Genomic DNA, 26,786 nt, shown 5'->3' with positions numbered 1-26,786 from the left:
AAGCAGCCATTCGCTTCGAGTGCGAGGCTCCGAGGCGGCGGGCACATTCTTCCCTCGGCGTATTGGCCACGGCGTTCCTCGTGTCACCGCCACCTCGGATCTTGATCGACGACGTCCGCGCCTGCGATCGCCGGCTAAACTCTGTTGCCCCCGCGGGGCGGCGCCTCCCTCAAGCCGGGCGCAAGATCAGGCCGTCCGGCACGGTGCCGGTCGTCACCAGCCGCCAGAAGGCGATCAGGAGCTTGCGGGCCAGGGCGACGATCATCGTTTTGCGCCGGGTCGGGGCCGCCTCGGTTCGGTAGCGATACCAGGCCGCCAGACCGCTGCCCTTCTGGAACATCAGGAACCGCCAAGCCAACTGGATCAGGCGGCGCCGCACACGGGCGTTGCCGGACTTGGCCAAGCCCTTCTCTCGTCGCCTGGCCCCGCTCTCGTCTGGCGAGCCAGTCAGGCCGGCGTAGCGGGCGATAGCGCGGCGATCCCGCAGCGGCCGCGACAGGATCTCCTGGACCAGCATGTCGGCGGTTTCCAGGCCGACGCCGACGACGCGGGCTAGCAGCATGACCATGGCGTTGGATCGCGACTGCGGTGCCTGCTGCAGGCGCGCCAGCCTATCGCGTTCGATGGACTCGATCTGCTCGCGCACCACGGCAAGACGTGCCAGGTCGCGACGGATCTCGTCCAGGGTGTTGGGCGGCAGCGGCGCACCCTCCGGCGTGACCAGGGTCTCCAGCTGCTTGGCCGCCCTGCGCAGCGCCGGGTTGAAGCCTCGAACACCCAGCCTGAGCAGCCCGGACTTCACGCTATTGATGATCCGGGTCCGCTCGCCCACCAAGCTCTCGCGCTCCCGGCTCGGCCGCTTGGCGTCCTCCTCCTCGAGGCTCGGGATCGCGACCATGCTGCAGTGTCCGCGCTCCCCGCGCAGCCAGCCAAGAAACACCCGCATGAGCATGGCAGAGTCCAGCCGGTCGGTCTTGGACCGGCGATGCTCACGCGACACCGCCACGCTGGTCGGATGAATGACGTGGGTCTCGCAGCCTCGGGCTTGCAACCACCTCGCCAGCCAGAAACCGTCGCGGCCGGCCTCGTGGGCGACGATCATCCGGCCGATCGACCGGCCGGCGCTCTCGGCCTCGCCCCGCCAGCGCGTCAGCAGCTGCTCCAGCGCCGCCGGATCGGGGTCCAGCTTCTTCATCGGGCCGGCGCGCGACACCGGGCAGCGTGCCGGCGACCAGCCAGCTTGCGTTACTCAGCTCGATCACCGCGACCACTGCGGACTCTTGGTCAAAGGCCACAAGCGAACGGCTTAGATCATCTACCGGCTTCATCGGGGCGTCTCCATCGGGTGGAAGAAGCGACGATGCTGTCAGATGCTCAGCACCGGCCCCATAGCTTCTTCCCCTGCGGCCGAGCCAATCGTCTCGGCCGACCCCTTCTGCGGGGACACCCCGCAACGCCCCGAGAGGAAGAGTGCGGACGGGTTTCCGTGACGGGTTGAAGACTGGGAGAGAGGCTCCCGGCGCCCGTCGCGGAGATCCGCGATGTCCAGACATGCCGCTCGCGCCCGGTTCCGGCTCCGACCGGACGAACCTCTATGACGAAATCACCACCAAGATCATCGCCGAGCTGGAGGCCGACCGCGTGCCCTGGGTCCAGCCGTGGGGCACGGCGGCGGCGAAAGCGCCGCTCGCCATGCCGAAGAACGCCGCCACCGGTCGGCAATATTCCGGGATCAATGTGCTGATCCTCTGGGGCTCGGTGATCGAGCGCGGCTTCCCGGTCCAGGGCTGGGTCACCTTCCGCCAGGCCCTGTCGCTGGCGGCAATGTCCGCAAAGGCGAGCACGGGACGACCGTCGTCTATGCCGACAGGTTCGTGCCCGACGACGAGAAGAAGCGTGCGCGGGAGACCGGCGAGGAAGCGCAGGCGATCCCATTCCTGAAGCGCTTCACCGTCTTCAACCTGGCGCAGTGCGAAGGGCTGCCCGAAGATCTCGCCGTTACCACGCCGCCGCCGGAGCCTGGACTGATCGAGCCCAAGGTCGAGGCGCTGATCAAGGCAACGGGCATCGACTTCCGCATCGGCGGCAGCCGCGCCTTCTACGCACCAGCGCATGACTATGTACAGGTGCCACCGCCAAAAGCCTATTTCGAGCCGATCAACTGGCACCGCACCGCACTGCATGAGCTCGGTCACGCCAGCGGCGCACCGCACCGGCTGAACCGCGATCTCTCCGGCTCCTTCGGCTCTAAGAAGTATGCGTTCGAGGAGCTGGTGGCGGAGATGAATGCCGCCTTTTGCTGCGCCTCGCTCGGCATCGCACCGACCGTGCGCCATGCAGACTATATCGGCTCGTGGCTGGAGTTATGATGAGGTGAGCATAACGAGAGTTATCCGCAGCAGCCCATAATGTGAAGGAACGCGGCTGCACCGCTTGAAACCTGCGGGATTCGGCGTTCGCGAACGAATTTGCTCAGCATTATTTTCTGCCGGACCTTTGCTGTCGTTTCGTCCCGAAGACGAAGCGCCGGCTGCCGTGGACGCCGAGGGCGAAGTGGAAGCCGATGTCGATCAGCACGACGGCGATGAACCCTCCTCGCCCACGGTGCAGCGCGCCGTCATCACCATCGGCGGCCAGACCGAGCCGGAGGACGACGAGGACGATGTCGTGAAGCCGCTGCCCGATCGACTCGTCAGTGAGTTGACGGCGTTCCGGACACTCGCATTGCGGGATGCGGTGGCCAACAACCCGCCTGTCGCGATGACGGCATTGCTGCACAAGCTCTGCCTTGACACCTTCCAGCACACGGCGACGGGCGCTTGTCTCGAGGCGTCTGTGCGGCATGTGTTCTTCTCCGTACAGCCGGCAGACCTGAAGGACAGTCCATCCGCCAAGGCCGTCGCGGAACGTCACGAGGCCTGGAAGGCCGATCTGCCGAAGGATGAGGCTGCGCTCTGGGACTACCTTGCCGCCCTCGACGAGGCCAGCCGCAGCGCGCTCCTTGCGCATTGCGTCTCGTTCGGCGTCAACGCGCTCTACGAGAAGGGCGATCGTTATGGCGGTCCTGGTGTCTCGGTTCGCGGCGTCCAGCACCGTCTCGTCCTGGCCGACCGGCTCGCCCGTGCGGTCGGGCTCGACATGGTGGAAGCCGGCTGGCGGCCGACCGTCGACAGCTATCTCGGCCGCGTCACCAAACCCCGCATCCTCGAGGCGGTGCGCGAGGCGAAGGGCGAGCAATCCGCTCAGCTTATCGACCACCTGAAGAAGGCGGACATGGCGAAGGAAGCCGAACGGCTGCTCGACGGCACCGGCTGGCTTCCCGAGCCGCTGCGCACGCCGAAGGCCGTGACCGCCGACTCTGTCGATGGTGATCCCGCCCGAGACGATGACGCACTGCCCGCCTTTCTCTCCGACGACGAAGAGGCCCGCGATGACGACGCGGATGAGCCGGCTGTAATCGCCGCCGAATGACGGCCTGGAGCGGGGCGGCGTCAGTCGCCCCGCTCACCCTTTTCTCCGAACACGCCCGGCCCATGCGCCGGGCTTTTCCATTTCTGGAGGCCATCATGGCTGATTTCTTCACGCACTTCTCATGCGTGCTCGATGTCGGCACGCCCGACAACGCAGCCCGCGCGCTCAATAAGTGGTTTGTCTACCAATCCACAGGAAAACACGACGAGTTGAAAACGCCGTGTTTTCAGCGGGTTATGAAGGAAGGAAAAGAGGCCGACGATATTCAGTTTTTGCTCTAGGTGCAGTATAGGTGCAGAGAGCGTCGGCTAGAATCGGCGGCAAATGTGCGGGTGTGGTGGAACTGGTAGACGCGCCGGATTCAAAATCCGGTTCCGAAAGGAGTGTCGGTTCGATTCCGACCGCCCGCACCATCCTTCAAAATCTTGCAGTAGCGATTCGTGTCGGAGCGAGGCTGATCGACCGCGCCGGAATGCCAGCAACGATATTTTAGCTGCCGCAGTGCGGTCCTTTCGATCAGGCAGCGGCGAATTCGTCCCGCACGCTTAGCGTCATTTTCCGTCCAGACCAAGAACCTACGTTGGTCTGTGAAACCTGCCCTCGACGGTGGGGGGCACGTTCGAATCGTGTCGGCAGCGCCAAATTTCAACCATTCCGGTACAGAACTGCGAACACTCGGGTCCGCCAAACGCCCGCTCATCGCCGATCATGGACGGTGAAACCCGATCCCATTGACGGCTTGTCGGATCAAATAGCTCACAACCCCGTGGCTGCCTTCATGGCCAGCCACGAGTCAGTTTGCCGCGCTTAGTCAGCCCAAAGGACCGGAAAACGCTAATGCGCCACGCCCCGGCCCGGCTTCATCAGTGCCAGCCTGACCATGTTGTTGAGGAGCTGGACGATCGCCATCGAGCTTTCGCCGTCGCAGCTGTCGACGATGAAGGCGGTGGAGCACCAGAACGCCTCGAGGCCGCCGGCATCGAGGCATTTGCGGATCGTCCGCTCCTCCTGCTGCGGGGTATGAATGAGGCTGGCGTCCTGAAGCAGGAAGGCAAGGGCTGCCTCGATGCCATAGGCACCCCAGTTCGACATGAGGCACGGGATCAGCACATCCGTCTTGACGACTGTGGCGAGCGTCTCGCCCTTCGGCATGATCCGGGCCACAGCCTCCCGGATGCGGCCGAAGCCCATCTCGTTGCCGTGGTCGCCGAGGCCGATGCTGAAGACACCGCGCTTCTCGGCCTCGTAGAAGATCGGCGCCAGGTCGACGATCCCGCTCTCGGGGCCCTTCGGGATACCCGTCGCATTATAGACGATGCCGTCGGCGGCCGGCCCGAGACGCTCGACCGAGATCAGGGCCTTGGGCTTATAGGTCTCATAGAGGGAGGCCGCCCAATCGGCGACTTCCGCCGAGGTGCCCGGCGCGGTCTCGAGCGCGGCGCCGAAGCCCTTCATCGCGGCCTCGCGCGGCCGGAGCATCAGCGTCGCCGCCTCGCTGGAAGCGACGATCGGGCCGGCATGCTGTTGCTCGCAGACGAAGACCGGAACGGCCCCGAGGCCCCAGTAGAGCGCCCGCGCGATCGCGGCGGCGCCGGGAGGGCCGTCGCTTTCGCCGTTCGGCATGCCAGGCGGATAGCCCGCGCCGGTGACCACGAAGACGACGTCGCCGCGCGAGACCTCGCGCAGCAGCCCTTCCGCGGCGCGCGTCGTCAGCGGGCGGCCACCACCCTCCTCGCGCGCGGCCTCGTACATAGCGCGGACGATGTCGTGAGGCATGCCGAGATTCTTGAGCTCGACCGTGATCAGGCGGTCGATATTCTCGCCGATGAAATCAGCGTGTTCCTTGCCCATGGCGTATGTCCCTGGAATGATGATGAATTCTGTCAGAAGGGGCGCTTGTAGCCGCGGATGAGCGCGTTGCGGACGATGCAGCCGAGCATGGACAGGAGCCCCTCCTGCGCAGCGAGCGTCATGCCATCGACTTCGACGATGTGGCGGCCGGTGGAGCCGTCGACCGCGCCTTGATCGACGCAGGCTTCCAGCATGCGCCGCTCGTCCACGGGGCTGTGCAGCAGGTCCGGCTGCTCCATCAGGATCGCGAGCGCCGCCGCGATGCCGTAGGCGCCCCAGTTGGAGGCGTTGGCGGGCACCAGCACATCCGTCTCGACCCGTGTCCCGAGCGTCTCGCCCTTCGGCTTGTGCTCATGGACGGCCGCAAGAATTTTGCCGAAACCCAGCTCGTTGCCGTTGTCGCCGATGCCCAGCGACGGCAGGCCGCGCTCCCGCCCGAGATCGAACAGGTATTCGGCGCGGGCTCGCGAGGCATGGGTCGGGGAGCCCGATGCGCTGTGGGCGCTGCCGGCGGGATTGGGACCGATCTTCTCGATCGAGATTAGCAATGTGGGGTTGAAGCGGTCGAGGAGTTCGGCCGCCTGCACGGCAGCGTCGTCGCCGGCGGAGAGGGCGAGGACGGCCGTGGTCCAGGGCGTTCCGTCCGCCAGCTCCGGGGAGCGGATGCCCAGCCCGGCCCCCAGGGCCGTCGCCGCGAGATTATCGACGAAGGCCGCCTCGGTCAGCAGGATCGGCGTACCGCCGAGCGCGGCGACGAGCCGCGCCAGCACGGCAGCGCCCGGCGGGCCGTCGGTCTCACCGGCCGGAAGGTAGCGCGGATCGCCCGCTCCCGTGGTGATGAGCACCGTGCGGCCGGGAACGACCTTCTCCTTCAGGAGGCGCGCACCGGCGAGGCTGAGCGGCGTGCCGCCCTGGGCCTCGACGGCGGCGGCGTGCAGATGCGTGATCACGCCGCGGGAATAGTCGGAACGGCGCATCTCGACCGTTGTCAGCCTGTCAATATTGGCTGCGGCGATGGTCAGGACGCGATCTTCTGCAGCGGCGGCCATGGCAAGCTCCGCCGTCAATGGGTGAGGCCGGTCGTGCCGGCTTCGAGATTCTTGCGGACGATGTTCCCGAGAAACTGCACACAGGCCATCGAGGTTTCGCCGTCGAGTCCATCGACGAAGAACTCGTTGGTGCAGAACATCGCCTCGACGCCGCCGGCATCGAGGCAGGCCCGCAGAATGCGCTCCTCTGCCTTCATACCGTGCATCAGCTCGGGCCGCCCGAGCAGGAAGGCGAGCGCGGCCTCGATCCCGTAGCAGCCCCAGTTCGACATCATGACCGGCAGCACGATGTCGGTCGCCACGGTGGTGCAGAGCTTCTCGCCCTTGGGCATCGCCTGCAGGACGGCCTCGCGGATAGCGCCGAAGCCGAGCTCGTTGCCGTGGTCGCCGATGCCGATCGTCAGCAGGCCCGCGTCCTTGGCCCGCATCACGATCGGCGAGATATCGACGGCATCGAACGGAAAGACCGTGTCCGGGCCCGACAAAGGCAGGGCTGTCGCGGTGTGCATGATGCCGTCGATGCCGGGGCCGAGCCGTTCGGTGCTGATCACGGCCTTGGGCTTCGTGCGGGCATAGAGCTCGTCGATCCAGGCGGGGATCGCATCCTGCGTCAGCGGCGCGGTCTCCAGCGCCGCGCCGAGATGGCGGTCGCGCGCATCGACGAAGCTCTTCACCATCAGGCCGGCGGCCTGGGAGGAGGCGAAGACGGGGCCGGCGTGGCATTCCTCGGTGACGAAGACGGGCACCGCGCCGAACCCCTTGTAGAGCACCTTGCCGAGGGACGCCGCGCCGGGCGGTCCGTCGCTTTCGCCGTTCGGCATGGTCGGCTGGTAGCCCGCACCGGTGAGGATAAGCACCGTGTCGCCCGGCGCGATCACGGTCTTCAACCGCTGCGCCGCCTCCATCGCGATCGGCTTTCCGCCGTTCAGGGCGCGCGCGGCTGCATACATCGGAGCCAGCACATTGTGCGGCATGCCGCGATTCTTGGCTTCGATGGTGATCAGTTGATCGATCGCATTCCCGGTGATTTCGGGCACTGAATGCTCCTGCGCTCAAGTATCCGCCCGGCCGACGGCCGGTGACGAAACATATTCGGCGCCAGCAGCCAATCACGCGGCCCTGCGGAGCGGTAGGCGCAATATTTGCTTCGATGCGATGCCGGCGCGGCATCGGCGCTGCCGCCCGTTTCCGTTTTCTGCCAGACGAGGACGATCGGATGCTGCTAAAAACCTCATTCCGCTACTTTGCCGCCATTGCGAACTCGGGATCGATCCGGGCTGCGGCGGACGAATTGCGGATCGTCCAATCGGCCGTGAGCCGCCAGATCCAGAACCTGGAGCGGGACCTCGGCGCGCCGCTGTTCCAGCGCGGCAGCCGCGGGGTGCAACTGACCTCGGCCGGAGAACTGGTTCGCGATTACGTGCGGGACATCTCGTTCCGTACGGATCAACTGGTTTCCGAGATCGAATCCCTGCGGAGCATCAAGCGCGGCAAGGTCAAGATCGCGGCTATCGAATCCGCGATCCCGAACCTGATACCGACGGCGATCTCGGCTTTTCACAGGACGCATCCCTACGTCCAGTTCGTCATCCAATCGACGACGACGGCCCACATCATCGACTCCATCCGGCGGGGCCAGACGCAGATCGGTGTCGTCTTCGGAGATCAGCATGCGCATGACCTGCGGGTCGCGGCGCGGATCCCCGAACCGCTCTTCGCCGTGGTCGGCCGTCATCACCCGCTGGCGCGAGAGCGCTCGGTCTGCGTCCGCCAACTGGTCGAATGGCCGGTGGCGGTTCCGGCGACGCGTGTCGGCTCGGGTCGGCACTTCTACGCGGCGCTGGAGGCCGAAGGGCTGGAGCTGAGCCCGGCGCTCGAGACGAACTCGATCGACCTGCTCAGGCGCTTCGTCCTGTCCGGTCCTGGCGTCACCTTCCTGCCGCGCCTGATGTTCGGCCATATCGCCGGCGACAGCGATCTCGCCGCCGTGCCCATCGACGACCCCGCGATGAACGACGGGTCGATCGAGATCCTGACCAGCCCCGGACATCAGTTACCGGCGGCGACGGAAGCCTTCCTCGGCTGCCTCGTCGCGGCCCTCGGCGCCCCGGCGGGGCCGACCCGCCCTGCCGTCGCGTTCGGCCGCGATGCCGAAAGAGCATCGCGGCCGCATATTTAATGCAGCTTCCGGAAAGCCGAACTCTGGAGTGATCTTTGTTGCAGCGCCGTTGTGCTGAGCAACCAGCCAGCCGATGGGCCACGACTTTCTCAAGTCCGCCAGGGAGAGATAGAGTGAGCATCATTCGACCGGGCGACCTATCGCGCCGCAAACTTCTCGGAGCCGCCGCCGGTGTCGGCACGCTCATCGCGGCGCCGTCCATCATGCGGCCCGCGCTCGCCCAGGGCACCAAGCGCGATCTGCGCGTCGGGCTCTTCGGCGGCGACTTCGGCAATCTCAGCCCGGTGGCCCGCTACGACATCCAGGGCGGCCTGGTGATGTTCAATATCTTCGACGGGCTCGTCCGCATCGACTTCGCCAACCGCAAGATCATGCCCTGGATTGCCGAGTCCTGGACGCAGACGGATCCGCTTACCTGGCGCATCAAGCTGCGCGAAGGCGTGAAGTGGCACCGCGACTACGGCGAGATGACCGTCGACGACGTGATCTATACCTGGAACTACCACCTCCAGACAAAGAGCTTCCAGGTCGGCACGGCCCTGTTCCCGCTCGACTCGATGAAGGCCGAGGGAAAATACGTGATGGAAGTCAAGACCAAGCAGCCCTTCGGCCCGTTCCCGACGGTGACGATGGGCTATGCCGGCCTGATCCTGTCCGAGCGCGCCCACAAGGAGATGGGCCAGCAGGCCTATAGCGCCAAGCCGATCGGCCAGGGCCCCTTCATGGTCGACAGCGTGCGAGGCAACGAGGTTTCGCTGTCGAAGAACCCCAACTACTGGCGCCCGGGCCTGCCCAAGCTGGACAAGCTCTCCTACATCGCCATTCCCGATTCGAGCGTGCGCCTGCAGGCCCTGCAGCGGCGCGAGGTCGATTTCATCACCCATCCCGACGCCAAAGACGTCAAGGTCGCCCGGAAGGACGCGAGCCTCGTGACGCGCTCGACGCCGGGCTGGAACTGGGACTACCAGCAGTTCAATCTGACCGTCCGCCCCGACCTGCCCTACCACAACAAGCTCGTCCGGCAGGCGATCTCCTACGCGATCGACCGCGAGGCCATCGTCCAGGAGATCTACGAGGGCGAGGCGACCATCACCGACAACGCGATCCCGGCCGGCTATCTCGGGCATCGCGAAAACCTGATGCGCTACCCGAAGAACGGCGATCTCGAGAAGGCCAAGGCGCTGATCGCCCAGGCCGGCGTCAAGGGCTACGAGGTCGAGGTCATCACTTCCGACAAGGACTGGCTGCGCAAGGAGCTGGAGCTCGTCGCGGCGATGGTCAGCCAGATCGGCATCAACTACAAAATCCGCACCCTCGACATCGGCGGCTTCAACAATCTCTGGCTGAACCGCAAATACGAGCAGCATCTCGAGGACATCACCCTCGTCTCGCCGGACCCGGACTCGACGGTCTGGTGGTTCCTGCACAGCAAGGGCGCCTCGTCGGGCTATGTGAACCCGCAGATGGACATGCTGCTCGACGGCGCGCGGGCCGAGGTCGATCCGAGCAAGCGCGAGACGATGTACCACCAGATCGTCGATCGCACGCTTGAAGAATGCCCGATCATCTATCACTGCAACGTCAACTACGTGCAGGTCTACGACAAGCGCCTGACCGGATTTGATCCCGGCAACCAGGAATACGCTGAATACCACGACACCACGTCCTGGGGCGCCTGAGGATGTGGCACTACCTGGCCCGCCGTCTCGCGCAGGTTCCCGTGGTGCTGATCGTCGCGACGCTGACCATCTTCGTGGTGGTCCGTTCGACGCCCGGAGATCCCGTGCAGATCATGCTCGGGATGCAGACCTCGCCCGAGGCGGTCGCGGCGATCCGCAGCCAGTTCCGCCTCGATGAGCCGATCGCGCTGCAATACCTGTATTGGGTCGTGGATGTTCTTCAGGGCGACCTCGGCAATTCGATCCGCCTCGGCCAGCCGGTGACGGATATGCTGGCGGAACGCTTTCCCGTCAGCCTGCAGCTCGCCTGCGCGGCGATGGCCTACGCCATCCTGGTCTCGATCCCGCTGGGCGTCCTGGCGGCCTTGTACAAGAATAGCTGGGTCGATTACTTGTGCACCGGTTACACGGTGGCCGGTTTCGCGATCCCGAACTTCGCGCTGGCGCTGATCCTGATCTACGTCTTCTCGATCAAGTTGGGCTGGTTCCCGATCACCGGCATCGGCACGAGCGAGACGGCCGCGTCGGGCTTTCCGGGGAACTTAAGGCCCTATGTCCTGCCGACGCTGGCGCTGGGAACGCTGCAGACCGCCGTGCTGACGCGGTTGCTGCGCTCCTCGATGATCGACGTGCTGTCGCAGGACTATATCCGCTCGGCCAATGCGCGCGGGCTGCTGCCGACCACCGTCGTGATGCTGCACGCCCTGAAGAACGCGCTGATCCCGTTCGTGACCATGGCGGCGGTGCAGATCGGCTATCTCGTCGGGATCCAGGTCACGATCGAATACATCTTCGCCATTCCGGGGATGGGATCGGCCGTGCTCAGCGCCGTCATCAGCCGCGATTTCCCGGTCATCCAGGGTTTCACGCTGATCATCGCGGCCTTCTTCCTCTTCAGCAACCTGATTGCGGACCTGCTCTATGGTTTCCTTGACCCCCGCATCCAGTACTGAGGCCATGAGCCACGCGGTCCCGGCTGCAGAGCTTCCGCAGCGCCGGCAGATGGCGGCGGGCATGCGGCTGTCGGCGCGGCAATTCCTGCGCAATCCGGCCGCCGTCGCCGGCCTCGTCGTGCTCGTCCTGATCTGCCTGGCGGCCATGTTCGCGCCCTGGATCGCGCCGCGCGACCCTGTGCGCATCAGCCTCGCCACCAAGCTGCGGCCGCCGGGGCCGGAATTCTGGCTGGGGACCGATTTCTTCGGCCGCGACGTGCTGTCCCGGCTGATCCACGGGGCGCGGGTCTCGCTTTCGGTCGGCATCCTCGTGATCAGCTTCTCGACCATCGTCGGCGTCCCGCTTGGGCTGTTTGCGGGCATGGTCGGCGGCCGGCTGGACAACATCCTGATGCGTCTGATGGACGCCCTGCTGACCTTCCCGCCGCTTCTGCTCGGCGTCGCGATCGTCGGGCTGCTCGGGCCGGACCTGCGCAACGTCACGCTCGGCCTCGGCATCGTTCAGGTCCCGGTTCTGGTGCGGCTCGTCCGCGCCTCGGCGCTGGCGGCGCGCGAGGACACCTATGTCATGGCGGCACGGGCCCTCGGCGCATCGAACCTGCGCATCGCCATGCGGCATGTCCTGCGCAACATCATGAGTCCGATCGTGGTCCAGCTCACCATTGGCTTTTCAGCGGCGATCATCGCGGAGGCCTCGCTGAGCTTCCTGGGTCTCGGCACCCAGCCGCCGCAGCCTTCCTGGGGGCGGGATCTGGCGGAGGCGCGGCGCTACATGGCCGATGCGCCCTGGCTGTTCCTCGCTCCTACCGGCGCGATCATGCTCTCCGTGCTGGCGGTGAACTTCGTCGGCGACGGGCTGCGCGACGCGCTCGACCCGCGCAGCTGGCGCAGCCGGCGCAAGGAGAAGGCCTGATGCCTCTGCTCGAAGTCGAAGGCATGCGTACCCGCTTCAGTACCGACCGGGGCGTGACGCTGGCGGTGGACGAGGTGTCCTTCTCGCTCGAACCCGGCGAGATCCTCGGTCTGGTCGGGGAGAGCGGCAGCGGCAAAAGCATGACCGCGATGTCGATCATGGGCCTCGTGCCGCATCCTCAAGGAGAGGTCACGGCGAGGCGGCTGCGCTTCGACGGGCAGGATCTGCTCGGCCTGCCGGCAAGGGCGATGCGCCGGCTGCGCGGCTCCCGGATGGCGATGGTGTTCCAGGACCCGATGCGCTCCCTCAACCCGGTCCTGACGGTGGGCTGGCAGCTGACCGAGGTTCTGCGCCGCCACCGCCGCCTCGACCGGGCTGCGGCCCGGCGTCGCGCGATCGAGCTGCTGGAAATGGTCGGAATTCCGAACGCCGAGAAGCGGCTCGCCGCCTTCCCGCACCAGTTCTCCGGCGGCATGCGCCAGCGCGTGATGATCGCCATCGCGCTCTCCTGCGAGCCGCAATTGCTGATCGCCGACGAAGCCACGACGGCGCTCGATGTGACGGTCCAGGCCCAGATCGTCGATCTGGTGCGGCGGCTGACGCAGGAAGCCGGGACGGCGGTGATCTGGATCAGCCATGATCTCGGCCTCGTCGCCGGGCTCTGCGACCGGGTCAACGTGATGTACGCCGGCCGCGTGGTCGAGAGCGGGGGCGTCGAGGACGTGTTCTTCCGCCCCTCCCATGGCTATACGCTCGGGCTGATGGGCAGCACGCCGCGCATCGACCGCGGCACCGGGCGGTTGACGCCGATCGAGGGCCTGCCGCCCCAGACGTCGAAGCCGCCGACGCTCTGCCCGTTCCTGCCGCGTTGCCGGGTTGCCGTTCCGGCGTGCGAGAACCTGATGCCCGCCTTCGCCGAGCGGCAGACCGGCCATGCCGCGGCCTGTCAGGCCGACCTCAGGCGCTTCTGGAGCAGCGCCGCATGACTGCGTCCCCACTTCTCGAAATCCGCGACCTCAAGGTTCATTTCGGCGGCTCGCGCACGCTGTTCGGTATCACCCCGCCGGTGGTGCGGGCGGTGGACGGGGTCAGCTTCACGCTGGAAAAGGGTCGCACGCTCGCCATCGTCGGCGAGTCGGGCTGCGGCAAGTCGACGACCGGCCTTGCGCTGCTGCGCCTGATCGAGCCGACCAGCGGCAAGATCATGCTGCATGGCGAGGACGTGACCGCGCTGCCGCGCGCCGCCTTCAAGCCGCATCGCCGCCAGATGCAGATGATCTTCCAGGATGCGGGAGCCTCGCTGAACCCGCGCATGCCGGTCGCCGATCTGGTGGCGGAGGCGCTCGACATCCACGGACTCGCCCGGGGCGCCGCGCGGGATCGCCGGGTGCTTCAGCTGCTCGACCTGGTCGGCATCCCCGCGCGCATGCTGGAGCGCTATCCGCACGAGCTCTCAGGCGGTCAGGCGCAGAGGATCGCGATCTGCCGGGCCCTCGCCGTGGAGCCGGAGCTGATCGTCTGCGACGAGCCGGTCTCGGCGCTCGATGTCTCGATCCAGGCGCAGATCGTCAACCTGCTCCAGGATCTGCAGGCGGAACTCGGCCTCGCCTATCTGTTCATCTCGCACGACCTCTCCGTGGTCCGGCAGGTGAGCGACGCCATCGCCGTGATGTATCTGGGCCGCATCGTCGAGACCGGCCCCTGCGACGAAATCTTCGCCGGCGCGAGCCACCCCTATACGCGCGCGCTGCTGTCGGCCGTGCCGGTGCCAGACCCGGCCGTCGAGCGCAAGCGCGAGCGCATCATCCTCAAGGGCGATTTGCCGAGCCCGCTCGCCCCGCCCAGCGGCTGCCGCTTCCGCACGCGCTGCCCCGTCGTCATGCCGGCCTGCTCGGAGACCGAGCCGCCCGCCGTCTCTCTCTCGGCCGCGCATCGCGCGGCCTGCCTTCGTCTCCCCGAATTCGCCTGAAGGACGTCCGCCATGACCGAGATCGCCGCCGACAACATCGATCGGCTCATGAATATCGAGATGCGCCGTCGCGGGCTGCCACGCGGCAAGAAATGGCCGTTGTTCCAGATGGCGCGCGAGGCGCAGGGCGGCTCGCTGGTGCTGGCGGCGGCGAACGCGCTCAACCGCCCGCCCTCCAAGATCCTGATCGCCACCGGCGCCGCCGTTCCGGACCATATGCCGGTCGGCGAGAATGACGGGCCGATCGGCTCGGCGGTTCTGGCCAAGGCGCTGACGACGCTCGGGCACACGGTCGCCATCGTGACCGATCCGGTCTGTGCGCCGCCGATCGAAGGGCTGCTGCGCTATCTCGATACCGAAGCGGAGGTCGTGCAGGTCGGGCTGGACGATTCAGCCAAGCAGGTCGCGCTGGCCGAGGCCCATGACGTCATCGTCGCCGTCGAGCGGCTCGGCGGCAACGACAAGGGCAACATCCACGGCGTCAACGGCGTGCCCAGGGGCGCGCACCGCGCCAACCTCGACCTGCTGTTCCGCACGGCGAGCCAGGCTGGCAAGACCACGGTCGGCATCGGCGACGGCGGCAACGAGATCGGCTTCGGCAAGATCCATGCGCAGATGGAGCAGCAACTGCCGGAATTCGTCTTCCGCGACGTGACGCCCTGCGGCGGCGGCGTCTTCAGCACGGTCGCCACCGACGTCCTTCTGGTGGCGAGCTCGTCGAATATCGGCTGCACCGCGACCGTCGCGGGGCTGGCGCTGGTCACCGGCAAGCCGGAGCTCTGCCATGCCCCGGAGCTCGACGTGGAGCTGCATCTCGTCGGCGTCGGCGTCGGCCTGGTCGATGGCGGAACCGGGCAGCCGCGCGCCTGGTGCGACGGCATTCCGCCGGCCTCGAACGCCGCGATGGCCGAGCTGATGCGCAACATCGTCGAGCGCACGCTCGAGGAAACCTTCCTGCGGCGCTTCTGAGGACTTCCGATGACCTACACGCTTCTGGGACGCTGTTCCCGAACCGGCCAGCTCGGCATCGCCGTCGCGACCTATTCGCTCGCGGTGGGCGCGCATGTGCCGCTGATCCTGCCCCATGCCGGCATGATCGCCACACAGGCATTCGGCAATCCGACGCTCCGCGCCATCGGCGGCCCGCTGCTGGCGGCGGGCTATACGGCCGAGAGCGTGCTGGCGCAGCTTCAGGCCGCCGATGCCAAGATCGGCTTCCGGCAGGTCGCGGTGATGGACCGTCGCGGCGCCGGAGCCTGCTGGACCGGCGAGCATTGCCGGCCCTGGGCCGGACACGAGATCGCGCAGGACGTCATCGCCTGCGGTAACGTGCTCGTCGGCCCCGATGTCGTCACCGCGATGAAGGAGGCCTTCTTCGCGACCGCCGAACTGCCGCTCGCGGACCAGCTTCTGGCGGGGATCGAGGCCGGACGCGACGCCGGCGGCCAGCAGGGCTCGGCGGGCCATTTGCCCGAGCGGTCCGCCAGCCTGCTCGTTCATGCCGACGAGGCGCATCCGCTGGTCGATCTGCGCGTCGACCTCAGCGACGACGCGGTCGGCGAGCTGCGCGCGCTGCACGACACCTACCGGCCCTATGTCGCCTTCCGCGAGCTGCGCTGGCGCGACCCCGAACAAGCTCCGCCCCAGGAAAAATTCGTCGCCTCGCTCGGCGGCAATGCAGGCTGAAGGAACCGCTTCATGACCAGAGAACCGACGATCTTCAACGAGGCCCGGCTGCGGGCCGCCATGGAACGGGGCGGGATCGACCTCGTCATCGTGCGCGGCAACGAAAACTCGCGCTATGTCAGCGAATTCTTCCACAATGGCGGCAATCTCGGCTACCGCCCGTTCACCGCGTTCTATTTTCGCGACCCCGCGCTGAAGCCGGCCCTCATCGTCCCGGCGGTGGACCTCCATCTTGCGATGACGCAGAGCTGGATCGAGGACGTCCGCGCCTATGCGATGGCCGAGTTCTTCACGGATGTCGACGCGCATTTCTACGTCGATTTCTTCGAGGCGGCGAAGGACGTGCTCAAGGAGCGCGGCGTCAGCGGCATGGTCGTCGGCACCGAGGGCGAGAACCTGACGAGCGGCTTCCGGCAGCGGCTCGATGCCCTGCTCGACGGCAACACGATCGTCGACGTCTCCTTCACCCTGGAAATCGTCCGGATGGTCAAGACGCCGGAGGAGATCCGCCGGCTGAAGCGGGCCTGCGACATCACGATCCTGGCCCATGAGAGTTTTCGCGAGGCGATCCGCCCCGGCGCGACCGGCGCGGATCTGCACCGCGCCACCTGTGCGCGGATGATCGAAGAGGGCGCGCATGGCGTGAACTTCATCAATATCGGCTGCGGCCCCGAAAACAGCTTCGCCGCGCATGCTCCCTTCCCGAACGACCATGTCATGCAGCGTGGCGACTTCGCCAAGGTCGACATGGGCGCGATGTATCTCGGCTATTCCGCCGATTTCGTGCGCTCCTATTTCCTGGGCGAGACGACGGAGCGGCATCGCGACATCTGGTCCTGGCTGAACGAGACCCAGCTCGAACTCGGGCACTGGATGCGCCCGGGCATGACCGGAGGGGAAGTGTTCGACCGCGGCTACAGCCTGATCAGCCGCCACCTCAACAAATTCCCGCGGGAGTTCGTCGGGCACGGCATCGGCCTCGGCAGCCACGAGCAGCCTCGCATGAATGCCGTCAATCGCACGGTCCTGGAGGCCGGCAGCGTGATCTGCCTCGAATACAGCTATTACCACGACGGTGTCCGCCATCACACCGAGGACACCTTCCTGCTGAAAGACGACGGCGTCGAGCACTGGACGGCCGCCTGCGGACGCGAACTGGTGGTGTCAATGTAGCTGGATCGACGTTGTGCAAAGATGTAACTGACGGATCTCGGCGCAAAGACGGTCATGGGCGAAACGGATCCTGGGTCCCAGAAATCGATGCTGGTGGCAAAGCTCGACCGGCGCAGTGCTTGCTCCTCAGAAAGCCCGTGGGAGCGCTGTCGCGGCCCCCACGGATGACAGCGATGAGCGCGGCGATTGATGATGTCCCAGTCGCGCAGCGTTTCCTGATGCCCGACAGATTGGCGCGCGCATGACGATTTCGAATTCGAACCGCCGCACAGCTCATCCCCGACCGATCACGTCCTCAACGAACTTCAGCTCTATGGCTACCGTCCCTTCCACGACGAGCCCGATCCGAGGCCCCTTCCGGAAGGCGATGCTGTCGCGGGCGCCGTCTCCGACATCTTCGACGCCCTAGTCTCGACCTTGATCGACACGCGCCTCGAACCCGACCTCGAAGACCTGCTGTGGTCGACCGTCAACCTGTTCCACCGCGCCACCGGTCGCATCGAACGCGAGCTCGACGACAACAAGCAGGCGCAGCAGAGGAGTCAGCGGGAACAGAACGGCTCGGAGGTGCGCTCGGTCGAGCTGGAGCGTCTCACCGCCGAGGGCATCACACTGATCGAACGCCGCAACAGCCTGGAGCTCTTTCGCGACCAGGCCGCCGAGCGCTTCGAGGTTCACACTGGCTCATCCTGGCGCCCCCGCTCTGGATCGCTGGTCAACCATCGCACGCTGACATCGGCAATGATCGACAGTCGGGATTTCCTCGCCGCCAAGCGCCGCGCCGAGACCGAGGTGCTGCTGCCGGCAGGACCCAAGATCGCCCTCACCGGCGGGCTCGACTTCGACGATCATCGGCTGATCTGGGATCGGCTCGACAAGGTCCACGCCAAACATCCGGACATGGTGCTACTGCACGGCGGCTCCCCGAAAGGCGCCGAACTGATCGCCGCCAAATGGGCGACCAACCGCAAGGTGCCGCAGGTTGCGTTCAAGCCCGATTGGACGAAGCACGCCAAGGCCGCACCCTTCAAGCGCAACGATGCGATGCTCGACGTGCTGCCAATCGGAGTGATTCACTTCCCCGGCACCGGCATCCAGGACAACCTCGCCGACAAGGCGAAGAAGCTCGGCATCCCGGTCTGGAAGCACGGCGAAAGCGGCGCGTGAGCGCCGCCCAGATTGATTACAAACCCCTCGTTTTTTAAAAGCACCGAAAAATGAGGGGGTTTGATTCTGCTCTGTTCGCGAATTGAATCTGAGACGTTCCGTGAATTTGACCTCATCGATTGAGGTCGTGAGGTTTGTCAGCAGTCTGAGCGGCGCGTGAGCGCCGCCCTTCGCATGGGCGAACAGTCATGCCGAAGAGGAATTAGCCGTGGAGCCGCGACTGAGGCGTCAGGAGGATGGCCATGAGGGCATGACGAATAGAACTCGCTATCGGGTACGTGAATCCCAGATTCGACATGACCACGACTGCTACACCTTCGCGAGGATCGCGGGCGAAATCGGTGTTGAACCCATTCGTCCCGCCGTCATGCTGAAAATAGGGCTCTTCACCTATTTCTCTATTCATCCATCCGCATCCATAAGACACACCGTTCGGTTCCGGGAAGAGCACGAAAGCATGTGCGCGGCAGTCCGCTACAATATTCTTGGACACCAGCGTGCCGCTTGATAGAGCGCTATCGAAATTGAACATATCCTGGGCGCTGGCATAGATCGCGCCGGCTCCGATCTGAACAAACTGAAAGCTGTTTGCCGATTCGAGCGCACCCGGATTGCCATTATAGCCTTGCGCAAGATTCAGGCTCGGCTGCGAGCCGGTGAGCTTTCCGTCCTTGATGGCGGGTCTTGCAATCTCGGCTGTGTCCATGTGAGCCGGATTGAAGATCTCTTTGGTGATCACTTGCTCGTACGGCGCATGGGACACGTTCTCAATCACGCGCGCCAGAATCTCATAACCAAAATTGTTGTAGAGGAACTTCGAACCGGGAACGCCAGAGATGGCCTTATCTTCCGCAGAGGCGCCGGAGAGCACCGTGTGCATTGCTCCATCGTATCCGGCCGATGGATTTGCCTGATACGCCTGAAGGAGCTTTTCGGTGAGATCGGGAATGCCGGACGTGTGGTCTAGCAGTTGCCTGATGGTAAGGCCGCTCCATTCGGCGGGCAGTTCAGGCACGTATCTCCGCGCCGGCTCGTCGAGACCAATGAGGTGACGATCTGCGAGCATCATCACCAATGTTTCGGTGAACGACTTTGAGACCGAAAAGATCTTATACCTGGTGCTCAGAGTATTGGGTTTTTGGCTCGTGACGTCGGCTAACCCGCAAGCATGCTGATAGATAACTTTTCCTGCTTTACGAGGAGCGACCACCCCGGCGAAGCGGCCGGCTGCACAGTCAGCAGACAACCTCTCATCAAGCTGTGCGAGGTTCGTGGCGTATGGCGGTGGTGGCGCCTCGTCCGCCCGTGCGGCGCCGATCGACAGCACCAACGACGCAATACCCAGACTCAACGCTCGCTTCATTCGGCTCCCCAAGCCTTAGCCACTCATCCGGCGGCGTGTAGGGAGATTGCATTGCGGCCTCAACTCACAGAGCGGTGAAAAAGATTAATTCGACGAAAGCGTTCATGGTGGGAACGTCAAACGTATCTCGGCCTTCCAAACCATCGTCGCCGCCTTAAGACTAGGTCTTGGTCACAGAAGGGACGCATCGGCGGATGTCTCACCTCGACCCAGCAGAGCGCCCTTTCTCCTTCACCACATCAGAGTCCGCGATATTGACGCTGTAAGCAGACATCAAGGGCCTGTCGCACTCCGGTCCGTTGTCGTATGCTTCGGTCGCGCCGTGGTGGTGGTGGAAGGCGCAACCGTCGCATTTCTTCTTGTTGCGGAGATCCACCATGCTTGTCATCGGACTCATTTTCAGCGTGTTTGGGATCGGCCTGTTCTGCTGGCTGATCTTCACGATGGCCGTCTATGCGCTGCCCTTTTTCGTCGGCCTTACCGCCGGCATGGCGGCCTGGCATAGCGGAGCAGGCGTTCTTGGATCCCTGGTCATCGGCATCGCCATCGGCGCGTTGACGCTCGGGGCAGGACAGTTCGTCTTCGCGCTCACAAGATCGCCCATCCTACGCGTAGCAATCGCGGCCGTATTCGCGATACCGGCCGCCATCGCCGGGTATCATGCCGTGCTTGGCCTGTCGCAAATCGGCGTACCGGCGCTCATGTGGCGCGAGGTGTTCGCCTGGGTCGGAGCGATCATGATAGGCGGCACCGCGTGGGTTCGTTTGACCGTGCTGGCAGGCCCCCCGTTCTGGCACGGCGGTGCAGCCCTCCAGACGCCGCACAGTCTTCCCGTCGCGACCAACAAGAGCTGATTGCACGTTCGTCATGGTGACGCATAGTGCGCGTGGAAGGCTTGGCGTCGGATCGAAGAAGCGTGAGTCGACTCCATCCAAACCACGATCCGGCGCTCCTCCGCCCGACCGGCTCCGCAAGAATACAAGCGCGCATGACGGGGCCTGCGCCCGACGCATCCCCGCCTTTTTCTAGCCTGTGACTTCCGGTTCTACGCTGGATTTCGTTGCCGCCTTGTCTAGCGAACCGATTGCCGCAAACCTTCTCCTGAGGATGCTGTTCGACGCGCGGACGCACCTGGCCTCGTGATGGCCTGATCTGGCCGAAGACCGGCTGCGCCTCGATCGCCTGAGCCGCAACGCCGTCGGATCGACTTTCTTCCCCTGGGCTAAAGCCCATTCCTCGCGAGGCAAGAAAGTCTCACCGCCGTCATCCTCCGCTGCGCTCCGGCCCGCGAGCGGGTGCGTCGTCGATCGTCCCCGGCCCGTCGATCGCCATCGAGGCCGCGGTGGTCGCGGGCTCGAAAACAGCAAGGAGAAGTGACATGGCTAACATCGGTTCTTTCAAGAAGGTCGGCAGCGACTTCCAGGGCGAGATCGTCACCCTGAGCCTCCAGACCAAGGGCGTGCGCATCGTGCCCGAGACCAACCGCTCCAACGACGACGCCCCCAGCCACAGGGTCTATGTGGGCCGGGCCGAGATCGGGGCCGCCTGGTCGAAGCGCTCCAACGAGGGCCGCGACTATCTCTCGCTCAAGCTCGACGATCCGTCCTTCAACGCGCCGATCTTCGCTAACCTGTTCGACGACGAGGACAGCGAGGGCTACACCCTCATCTGGTCGCGCCCCAGCAAGCGCAACGGCGACTGAGCCGGCCCCGTTTGCAACACCCCGCCCGGTCCCTCGGGCGGGGCTCTTGCGCCAAGCCTTGCGGACAGCCCCAGGGCATTTTTGCGGGTCGCCGACCCGTTTCTTGCGTCCGCTGAACCGTCGTGGACACGCGAACACCTGGTCCGCGAATCACTCGGCACGTTGAGCGCCGCCGACCCTCAGGGATCGGCTTTTCTGCTTTCACAGGGCGGTTGCAGCGTCGGAAGGCGACTATTATAGTCATCTTTCTGGTGCGCGCAGATCGTCTGTTGGAGGTGATCATGAATGATCACCGGCCGACAAGTTCGGGCCGCGCGAGCCTTGCTGAATTGGAAGCAGGAGATGCTCGCCGAAAAAGCCCTGGTGGCGCTAACCGCCCTGAAGCGTCTGGAGTCCGAAAGGCAGCTCCAGGTGCACGAGGGCACGCGCGATCAAGTCCGCCGTGTCTTGGAAGCTGCCGGGATCCTCTTCGTCGAATCCGACCGTGGTCGCGGCGTCATGCTCCTCCACGAGGCGGAGCCAGCAACACGGCCAGCCAGAAGACCGGCGACCTTGAAACGATGAAGCCGGTTTGTGTTAACGTTTGAGAAACCGTATCGCTGAGGAGCCTTGATGCAATCGCCACCCTTGGACCCGTCGGTGGACGATGTCGCCCCAACCGCCGCTATCCTGACCGGCTACGATGAGCGACATGCCATCACCTATCTCCGCTTGCTCGACGCGGAAGCTGACGGCGCGGATTGGAAGGAAGTTGCGAAGATCGTCCTGCATATCGACCCGGTACAGGAACATGATCGCGCACGGCGAGCCTGGGAAAGCCATCTCGCCCGCGCCCGGTGGATGACGGAAAAGGGCTATCGCCACCTTCTTCGGGGTGGCGCACCCCATTGAATTCCGTGCAGGTTTGGCAACGCATCCTGCGACTCCTGTGCGTTTCGGAGCGCTACCAGAGCGTGCATTCTCTGCGCGGGGCCGTGGACAACGGCTAATGGTAAGAGGAGACGTTGCCCATGGCTCGCGCCGATTGGCGATCGGCGAGCGCGTATGAGGACCTGCGGCCGCTCGATGCGCCTGCCTTCGCCTATGAATTCCTACTGCGGAACCCCGACTTTCTGAGCGACCACGCCGCCTGGCGCGCAGCAGTCGAAAGCGAACACTCGATCCCGTCGAGGCCGAGGTATTCGCTCGGCGCTGGGGGGGACGATTTCGAGCGAAACTTAAATCCCGCGCGACACGCCGCACTCTGGACGGTCCAGACGCTCCCGAGTGTGGTGACCCTGACCGAAGGCCCGGACGGCCTCGCCGATCCTAGATTCGGGCTCCACGCGCGCAGCCTCCAATCCATTCTGACCGTTGAAGAAGAAGATCAGGTCGTCGATCTGCGCGGCGCGCAACTGCGGCTTCACCGCGAGAATAAGGTCGGCGCGGCCGTCGCCGTCCTCCTGCCGCTTGACCAGCTCTTCGACATCCGTGCCGCCGCCGCACTGCGCCTGTGGCGCGCGCTAACCGGGCGCACGCCAGGCCCTGACCTGGGCGCGCTCACGCCCGAGCGGCGCAATCGGCTCATCCTCGCGCTACGCGCGCTTGATGGCCGGCTTGAGCGCGCGACCTACCCCGAGATCGCCGCCGTGCTGTTCGATACCGCCCCTATCTCCAAGCGCGACTGGATTTCGCACGAGTTGCGCGATCAGACCGGCCGCATCGTCCGGCTTGGATTTTCCATGATGCGCGGCGGTTATCGCCGCCTTCTGCTTCATCCGTATCGCCGCCGCGTCTAGCGCTTCGCCCATCCGGATGCGCTTTCGCAACCCTGCGAGATCGCCCTATTTCGGACCGGCCCCCTTCCGCCACCGTGATCGCTGACAGCCGCCGTCATCCGACGGACGCCCATACGATCACGGAGGTATCCCATGTCCACCAATCTCGCAGGCTTGCCGCCGCGCTACCTGCGCACGCCCGAAGCCTCACGCTTCGTCGGCCTCTCCATCCGCACGCTTGAGAAACACCGCATCTACGGCATGGCGTACTCAGTGCATAGCAGCGCAAAGACCCGGTTCTCGCTCCAGATTGCTTCAGCACCGGCCGGATGGACCTCTGCGGCAATCGCCTCCACACCGTCGCGGACCAGCACCGAGAGTTTCCGGCCCTGCAAACGCTCGGCCGCGCTGGCGCTGTCTCAGAACAGGCATGATTATCACGGAAGGGTGATTGCGCAGGAAGAGGTACGGACGATGTTGCGAACTTGCAGCCAAAGCTGAGTACCGGCGGCGCACAACCCCTGGTATATTGCCGCACACGAGAAGGTGGATGGCCAAACTACGGAGCTGCTACGAGGATGGCTCGCCGAGATAACAGAAATCGTACGAAGTATTGGTGCAACACTCAGGTTCCGGGCATGAGCCTGATGCGCGCAGACTTCACGACACATGATTATGCGCCACATACGCATGAGGCATTTGTCATCGCGATTACCGAAGCCGGCGGCGCAGAGATCGCCAACGGCCGCATCGTCGAGCGGGTTTACCCATCAATCCTGTTCGTATCCAATCCGGAGGAACGACAGTCGGCGCGTATGGGCAGAAGCAAGAGATGGCTCTACCGCTCATTCTACGCGGCCCGGCCGGCCACAAAGTTTATGACTCATCGCCTGCACATCGCAGACGTTCCCTACTTCGCGCGCTCAATGTTCAAGGATGCTGATTTGATTCACCGATTTAATTATCTCCATCACATCCTCGAAACAGAGAACGATCCCTTGGGTGCAGACGAAGCCCTCATCGATGCCTTCGGGTCGCTGTTCAGCCGCTATAGCGGTGATGGAAGTCGGCCCGAACCTGCCCCACACGATCGAGCGCTCGCCGACAGGATCATCAAGCTCATGAAAGACCGATACGAGGAAAGTCTTACGCTGGACGACTTGGCAAATGACGCCGGACTGACAAGTTTCCAGCTCATAGGCCTGTTCAAGCGCACTGTTGGCCTGACGCCACACGCCTATCTGACCCATATCCGGCTGAACGCGGCTTGCCGCCATCTGAAGCACGGATACACCCCAGCGGAAACTGCATCGGCGGCGGGCTTTTGCGATCAAAGCGCGCTGACCAAGCATTTCAAGCGCAGTTACGGAATCACGCCACTTCAGTTTGCTGAAGCGACCCGAACAAGCTAGCCGCAGCTATCTCTGTTGCCGCTTACCTCTACCGAGCAACAGGCCAAGTTAGCAGGCATCGGGTTCTGGGCACGGTCATCGAACCAAGCTCCCGCTTCCGGGAAAGCATCGAGATCAAACCCGCAGCCGTAGCTGCGCCCACGGCACCATACTCGACGCGAGCCGCGATGACGACCGCCCGTCTGCTCGCGATTGCGCCCAGCGCGGCTGCTTCCACGGAGCATTTTTAACTCGATGCAATGCGATCGGATGCGTGCCCGTTATCGCAAAATCCCGTGACGAACCCGCAATTTTTGCACCTTATCTTTGCGGCAGGATTTTTCCTGAAAGTTCAACGCTGGCGATTTTGTCGAAAAATCTAGGATTTCCGCGATAGTGCGCGATCAGCCTTCAACTTTGGTCATGCCATATACATCGGTAACATATGGAATCGTCACAACTTCACAGCCTTTCAGCTCCGGCGTTGCGTCGATCAGAGAGTGGACGTCGGCCACTACCTTGGTCTTTTCCTCAGCAGGAAGCGCCGCGATGAAGCTCGTGGAGCGCACCCGATTAATGATAACATCGTCCGCCCCGCCAGTGTGGCCATAACGGAAATGGGCCGTTCGCATTGGTCCGAAGCCGGGAAACGGAAATGCCCGCCCCCAGTCGCCGTTAGCGTAGCGTGGTGTATCGCCTTCGTAGCGATCAAAGATCGCGTTTAGTTTCTGGACCCATCCGACGCTTGCATTGCGCACGTTCCAGATCAACGTCAGCGACGTGAAGGCCGCACCCGCGCTCCTCAAGCAGACTGGGCGCATGCGCTACCTACTGGCCGACAAGGGCTACGATGCCGACCAGCTGCGGCGCTCGCTCCGCGACGCTGGCGCCGTTCCCGTCATCCCGGGCGCAACCGCAAGCGCGCCATCTGCTACGACAAGGAACGTTATCGCGGCCGTCACCTCATCGAGAACGCCTTCTGCCGCCTCAAGGACTTCCGCCGCGTCCACACCCGCTACGACAAACTCGCCGCCAACTTCCTCTCAGGCGTCGCCCTTGCCACCGCTATGGCGTTCTGGCTCTAAAGAAGTCTGGGCCCTAGCATCCTGGATGTCGAAGCGAGCCACCTTGCCCTCTCGAAGACGGAAAACGTGTCCGACCGTCTTGTCTCTAAGCCCGTGCGTCTGCCCCTGGAGCGGTTTGCCTTCGAGATCGCGGACGGACTGCCGGACCTCTGCGATGATCGCGCCATCCGCAGTTCGATGAAAGCCCACAGGCTCGACGTGCGGACTGACCATGGTCCACTGGCGCGTCCAGTACTCGCGTACGGCCTCGCGGCCATGGACGTGGCCACCATCCATACCGTTGGCCCAGGCGACATCATCGGTGAGCACGGTCAGCACGCCGTCTATGTCCCGCGCGTTAAAGCGATCGTAGATGCGCTTAAGGAGTTCGACATCACCATCCATTGGGTCTCTCCTTGCATAGTGCGGGTGTTGCGTTAGAGGCCAATTCCTTTATATATGCACATATGCATCATTGCGACGGTAGGTGCAAGGGGTGAGGTGCGATGGACCTAGATGTGCTCTCGACGCCTGGGCACCTGATCAGTCTCGCGGCGCGCGGGTTCGCCCGCCTCAGCGAAGCGCGGCTCAAGCCGCTTGGCTTCGGCGTTGGACATCTGCCAGTGCTGGTCGCGCTTCAGGATGGCCGGGCAAGCACGCAGCGTGATCTCGCCCGCTTCGCCAAGATCGAGCAGCCGCCGATGGCACAGATGCTCGCCCGCATGGAGCGGGACGGGCTGATTCAGCGCGCGCCTGACCCGGCCGATAGGCGCAGCAGCCGCATCACATTGACCGAGGTCGCAGAAGCGCGCCTGCCGGACGCGGTTGCTGCCCTACTCCGGGGTAATCATGAGGTACTGCGCGACTTCACGGACGAGGAGGCCGGGCTGCTCGTTGCCCTGCTAACGCGCCTGATTGCAAACCTCGATCGGGTCGCGAGCGCCGAAGCGTCGCCCGGCACGCCAGTTTCTGAGAAGGGGGACCGACCGGACCGTCCGTTGGGGGCTGATTGAGTCCGAACCCTAGATGTCTAGTAACATCGGGGCATACTAGAGCCAGCTTCTCCAGCATCTGCGGCACCGGTTCCACCGCAATCACTGACGCACCCGTGCAAAGCAGGTAGCTGGTGAACTTGCCGGAGCCGGCACCGAGATCGACCACAATCTGCCCAGACTGCAAACCAAGGCTGTCACGCAGCCATGCCGATATTTCTTTTGGATATTCGGGTCTTCCACGTGCGTAGAGATCGGCGCTTCTTGCATAGCCTCCAGCGGCCGCATGATGGATTGAACTTGAGCTATTTGCCATGGGTATTGACCTGAGACCCTTTTCTCCTCCGGTCTGAGGGAGAGTCCTAGGTTTCGTTTCTGGCCTCAGGCGGCCTCTTTTTCCAGCGAGGATTTGAGGGCGAACTCGGCG

At 64.5% G+C, this 26,786-nt stretch carries 27 protein-coding genes, 1 tRNA gene and 3 pseudogenes; 24 read left to right on the top strand and 7 right to left on the bottom strand.

Annotated elements, in window-relative coordinates; translation table 11 throughout:
- Positions 1–169: 169 nt before the first annotated feature.
- The gene (locus ACFQU1_RS22365; protein WP_378136900.1) at positions 170–1,195 is read right to left on the bottom strand and encodes an IS110 family transposase; all 1,026 of its coding nucleotides are present in this window, start codon (positions 1,193–1,195) and stop codon (positions 170–172) included.
- Positions 1,196–1,551: 356 nt separating this feature from the next.
- On the opposite strand from ACFQU1_RS22365, the pseudogene ACFQU1_RS22360 reads away from it, so the two are divergent.
- The 5 genes and pseudogenes from ACFQU1_RS22360 to ACFQU1_RS22340 all read left to right on the top strand — a co-directional run.
- A pseudogene (locus tag ACFQU1_RS22360) lies at positions 1,552–1,898 on the top strand (ArdC-like ssDNA-binding domain-containing protein); the annotation flags it as partial.
- Positions 1,875–2,369, top strand: a complete 495-nt coding sequence (locus tag ACFQU1_RS22355; RefSeq protein ID WP_378136914.1) for an ArdC family protein — start codon at positions 1,875–1,877, stop codon at positions 2,367–2,369. The pseudogene ACFQU1_RS22360 and the gene ACFQU1_RS22355, both read left to right, overlap by 24 nt.
- A gap of 139 nt (positions 2,370–2,508) precedes the next feature.
- Positions 2,509–3,471: pseudogene (locus tag ACFQU1_RS22350) on the top strand (DNA-binding protein); the annotation flags it as partial.
- 95 nt (positions 3,472–3,566) lie between these two features.
- Positions 3,567–3,752: a hypothetical protein gene (locus tag ACFQU1_RS22345; protein ID WP_378136916.1), complete on the top strand. Its 186-nt coding sequence runs from the start codon at positions 3,567–3,569 to the stop codon at positions 3,750–3,752.
- 47 nt (positions 3,753–3,799) lie between these two features.
- Positions 3,800–3,884: transfer RNA gene (locus tag ACFQU1_RS22340), tRNA-Leu, on the top strand.
- Positions 3,885–4,305: 421 nt separating this feature from the next.
- Here the strand turns inward: ACFQU1_RS22340 and ACFQU1_RS22335 are convergent.
- Genes ACFQU1_RS22335 through ACFQU1_RS22325 form a run of 3 tightly spaced genes read right to left on the bottom strand, consistent with a single transcriptional unit; the run spans position 4,306 to position 7,408 of the window.
- Positions 4,306–5,322: a glutamate cyclase domain-containing protein gene (locus ACFQU1_RS22335; protein ID WP_378136898.1), complete on the bottom strand. Its 1,017-nt coding sequence runs from the start codon at positions 5,320–5,322 to the stop codon at positions 4,306–4,308.
- A 32-nt stretch (positions 5,323–5,354) separates the two neighbouring features.
- Positions 5,355–6,371, bottom strand: a complete 1,017-nt coding sequence (locus ACFQU1_RS22330; RefSeq protein ID WP_378136896.1) for a glutamate cyclase domain-containing protein — start codon at positions 6,369–6,371, stop codon at positions 5,355–5,357.
- A gap of 14 nt (positions 6,372–6,385) precedes the next feature.
- Complete coding sequence (locus ACFQU1_RS22325; RefSeq protein ID WP_378136894.1) at positions 6,386–7,408, bottom strand: glutamate cyclase domain-containing protein; 1,023 nt, start codon at positions 7,406–7,408, stop codon at positions 6,386–6,388.
- A gap of 179 nt (positions 7,409–7,587) precedes the next feature.
- Between ACFQU1_RS22325 and ACFQU1_RS22320 the strand changes: the two genes are divergently transcribed.
- The 10 genes from ACFQU1_RS22320 (at position 7,588) to ACFQU1_RS22275 (ending at position 18,090) form a co-directional block, all read left to right on the top strand.
- Positions 7,588–8,550, top strand: a complete 963-nt coding sequence (locus ACFQU1_RS22320; protein ID WP_378136892.1) for a LysR family transcriptional regulator — start codon at positions 7,588–7,590, stop codon at positions 8,548–8,550.
- A 113-nt stretch (positions 8,551–8,663) separates the two neighbouring features.
- Complete coding sequence (locus ACFQU1_RS22315) at positions 8,664–10,229, top strand: ABC transporter substrate-binding protein (RefSeq protein ID WP_378136890.1); 1,566 nt, start codon at positions 8,664–8,666, stop codon at positions 10,227–10,229.
- Positions 10,230–10,231: 2 nt separating this feature from the next.
- Positions 10,232–11,182: an ABC transporter permease gene (locus ACFQU1_RS22310; protein WP_378136888.1), complete on the top strand. Its 951-nt coding sequence runs from the start codon at positions 10,232–10,234 to the stop codon at positions 11,180–11,182.
- A gap of 4 nt (positions 11,183–11,186) precedes the next feature.
- Complete coding sequence (locus ACFQU1_RS22305; RefSeq protein WP_378136886.1) at positions 11,187–12,095, top strand: ABC transporter permease; 909 nt, start codon at positions 11,187–11,189, stop codon at positions 12,093–12,095.
- The gene (locus ACFQU1_RS22300) at positions 12,095–13,081 is read left to right on the top strand and encodes an ABC transporter ATP-binding protein (protein ID WP_378136883.1); all 987 of its coding nucleotides are present in this window, start codon (positions 12,095–12,097) and stop codon (positions 13,079–13,081) included. Before ACFQU1_RS22305 ends, ACFQU1_RS22300 begins: the two co-directional genes overlap by 1 nt.
- Positions 13,078–14,064: an ABC transporter ATP-binding protein gene (locus ACFQU1_RS22295; RefSeq protein ID WP_378136881.1), complete on the top strand. Its 987-nt coding sequence runs from the start codon at positions 13,078–13,080 to the stop codon at positions 14,062–14,064. The genes ACFQU1_RS22300 and ACFQU1_RS22295 overlap by 4 nt, the downstream gene beginning before the upstream one ends.
- A 12-nt stretch (positions 14,065–14,076) precedes the next feature.
- Positions 14,077–15,033: a glutamate cyclase domain-containing protein gene (locus ACFQU1_RS22290; RefSeq protein WP_378136879.1), complete on the top strand. Its 957-nt coding sequence runs from the start codon at positions 14,077–14,079 to the stop codon at positions 15,031–15,033.
- A gap of 9 nt (positions 15,034–15,042) precedes the next feature.
- The gene (locus tag ACFQU1_RS22285; protein WP_378136877.1) at positions 15,043–15,750 is read left to right on the top strand and encodes a DUF1028 domain-containing protein; all 708 of its coding nucleotides are present in this window, start codon (positions 15,043–15,045) and stop codon (positions 15,748–15,750) included.
- Positions 15,751–15,762: 12 nt separating this feature from the next.
- Positions 15,763–16,923 (top strand): M24 family metallopeptidase, encoded by a 1,161-nt coding sequence (locus tag ACFQU1_RS22280; RefSeq protein WP_378136875.1) that lies wholly within the window; start codon positions 15,763–15,765, stop codon positions 16,921–16,923.
- Between the two features lie 417 nt (positions 16,924–17,340).
- Positions 17,341–18,090: a DUF2493 domain-containing protein gene (locus tag ACFQU1_RS22275; protein WP_378136873.1), complete on the top strand. Its 750-nt coding sequence runs from the start codon at positions 17,341–17,343 to the stop codon at positions 18,088–18,090.
- 202 nt (positions 18,091–18,292) lie between these two features.
- On the opposite strand, the gene ACFQU1_RS22270 is transcribed toward ACFQU1_RS22275, so the two are convergent.
- Positions 18,293–19,453 carry a serine hydrolase domain-containing protein gene (locus ACFQU1_RS22270; RefSeq protein ID WP_378136871.1) on the bottom strand — a complete coding sequence of 387 codons (1,161 nt, stop codon included), beginning with the start codon at positions 19,451–19,453 and terminating at the stop codon, positions 18,293–18,295.
- Positions 19,454–19,830: 377 nt separating this feature from the next.
- On the opposite strand from ACFQU1_RS22270, the gene ACFQU1_RS22265 reads away from it, so the two are divergent.
- The 7 genes from ACFQU1_RS22265 to ACFQU1_RS22235 all read left to right on the top strand — a co-directional run bounded on the left by ACFQU1_RS22265 (position 19,831) and on the right by ACFQU1_RS22235 (position 24,324).
- Positions 19,831–20,307, top strand: a complete 477-nt coding sequence (locus ACFQU1_RS22265; protein ID WP_378136869.1) for a hypothetical protein — start codon at positions 19,831–19,833, stop codon at positions 20,305–20,307.
- 524 nt (positions 20,308–20,831) lie between these two features.
- A complete protein-coding gene (locus ACFQU1_RS22260) occupies positions 20,832–21,155 on the top strand; it encodes a DUF736 domain-containing protein (RefSeq protein ID WP_378136867.1) in 324 nt (107 codons plus the stop codon).
- Between the two features lie 285 nt (positions 21,156–21,440).
- Positions 21,441–21,719: a hypothetical protein gene (locus tag ACFQU1_RS22255; RefSeq protein WP_009338111.1), complete on the top strand. Its 279-nt coding sequence runs from the start codon at positions 21,441–21,443 to the stop codon at positions 21,717–21,719.
- Between the two features lie 48 nt (positions 21,720–21,767).
- On the top strand, positions 21,768–22,046 hold the full coding sequence (locus tag ACFQU1_RS22250) for a DNA -binding domain-containing protein (RefSeq protein WP_378136864.1): 279 nt from the start codon (positions 21,768–21,770) through the stop codon (positions 22,044–22,046).
- 119 nt (positions 22,047–22,165) lie between these two features.
- On the top strand, positions 22,166–22,933 hold the full coding sequence (locus tag ACFQU1_RS22245) for a DNA -binding domain-containing protein (RefSeq protein WP_378136862.1): 768 nt from the start codon (positions 22,166–22,168) through the stop codon (positions 22,931–22,933).
- 132 nt (positions 22,934–23,065) lie between these two features.
- Positions 23,066–23,413 carry a DNA-binding protein gene (locus ACFQU1_RS22240; RefSeq protein WP_378136860.1) on the top strand — a complete coding sequence of 116 codons (348 nt, stop codon included), beginning with the start codon at positions 23,066–23,068 and terminating at the stop codon, positions 23,411–23,413.
- 137 nt (positions 23,414–23,550) lie between these two features.
- Positions 23,551–24,324 carry a helix-turn-helix domain-containing protein gene (locus ACFQU1_RS22235; protein ID WP_378136858.1) on the top strand — a complete coding sequence of 258 codons (774 nt, stop codon included), beginning with the start codon at positions 23,551–23,553 and terminating at the stop codon, positions 24,322–24,324.
- A 383-nt stretch (positions 24,325–24,707) separates the two neighbouring features.
- Here the strand turns inward: ACFQU1_RS22235 and ACFQU1_RS22230 are convergent, their stop codons facing one another.
- Positions 24,708–25,061, bottom strand: a complete 354-nt coding sequence (locus ACFQU1_RS22230) for a hypothetical protein (protein ID WP_378136856.1) — start codon at positions 25,059–25,061, stop codon at positions 24,708–24,710.
- Positions 25,062–25,071: 10 nt separating this feature from the next.
- Between ACFQU1_RS22230 and ACFQU1_RS22225 the strand changes: the two are divergent.
- Positions 25,072–25,388, top strand: a pseudogene (locus ACFQU1_RS22225) (transposase); the annotation flags it as partial.
- On the opposite strand, the gene ACFQU1_RS22220 reads toward ACFQU1_RS22225, so the two are convergent.
- The gene (locus ACFQU1_RS22220; protein WP_378136854.1) at positions 25,347–25,772 is read right to left on the bottom strand and encodes a nuclear transport factor 2 family protein; all 426 of its coding nucleotides are present in this window, start codon (positions 25,770–25,772) and stop codon (positions 25,347–25,349) included. The pseudogene ACFQU1_RS22225 and the gene ACFQU1_RS22220 overlap by 42 nt on opposite strands.
- A gap of 101 nt (positions 25,773–25,873) precedes the next feature.
- Here ACFQU1_RS22220 and ACFQU1_RS22215 point away from each other — a divergent pair, with 101 nt between their 5' ends.
- Positions 25,874–26,380, top strand: a complete 507-nt coding sequence (locus ACFQU1_RS22215) for a MarR family winged helix-turn-helix transcriptional regulator (RefSeq protein WP_378136852.1) — start codon at positions 25,874–25,876, stop codon at positions 26,378–26,380.
- The last annotated feature ends 406 nt before the right edge of the window (positions 26,381–26,786 follow it).

The sequence above is a fragment of the Chelatococcus sp. GCM10030263 genome, assembly GCF_042666455.1.
In the GTDB taxonomy this organism is placed as follows: Bacteria; Pseudomonadota; Alphaproteobacteria; order Rhizobiales; family Beijerinckiaceae; genus Chelatococcus.
Note: the sequence above shows the minus strand (reverse complement) of the source record. Positions and strands in the feature narration are given on the sequence as shown.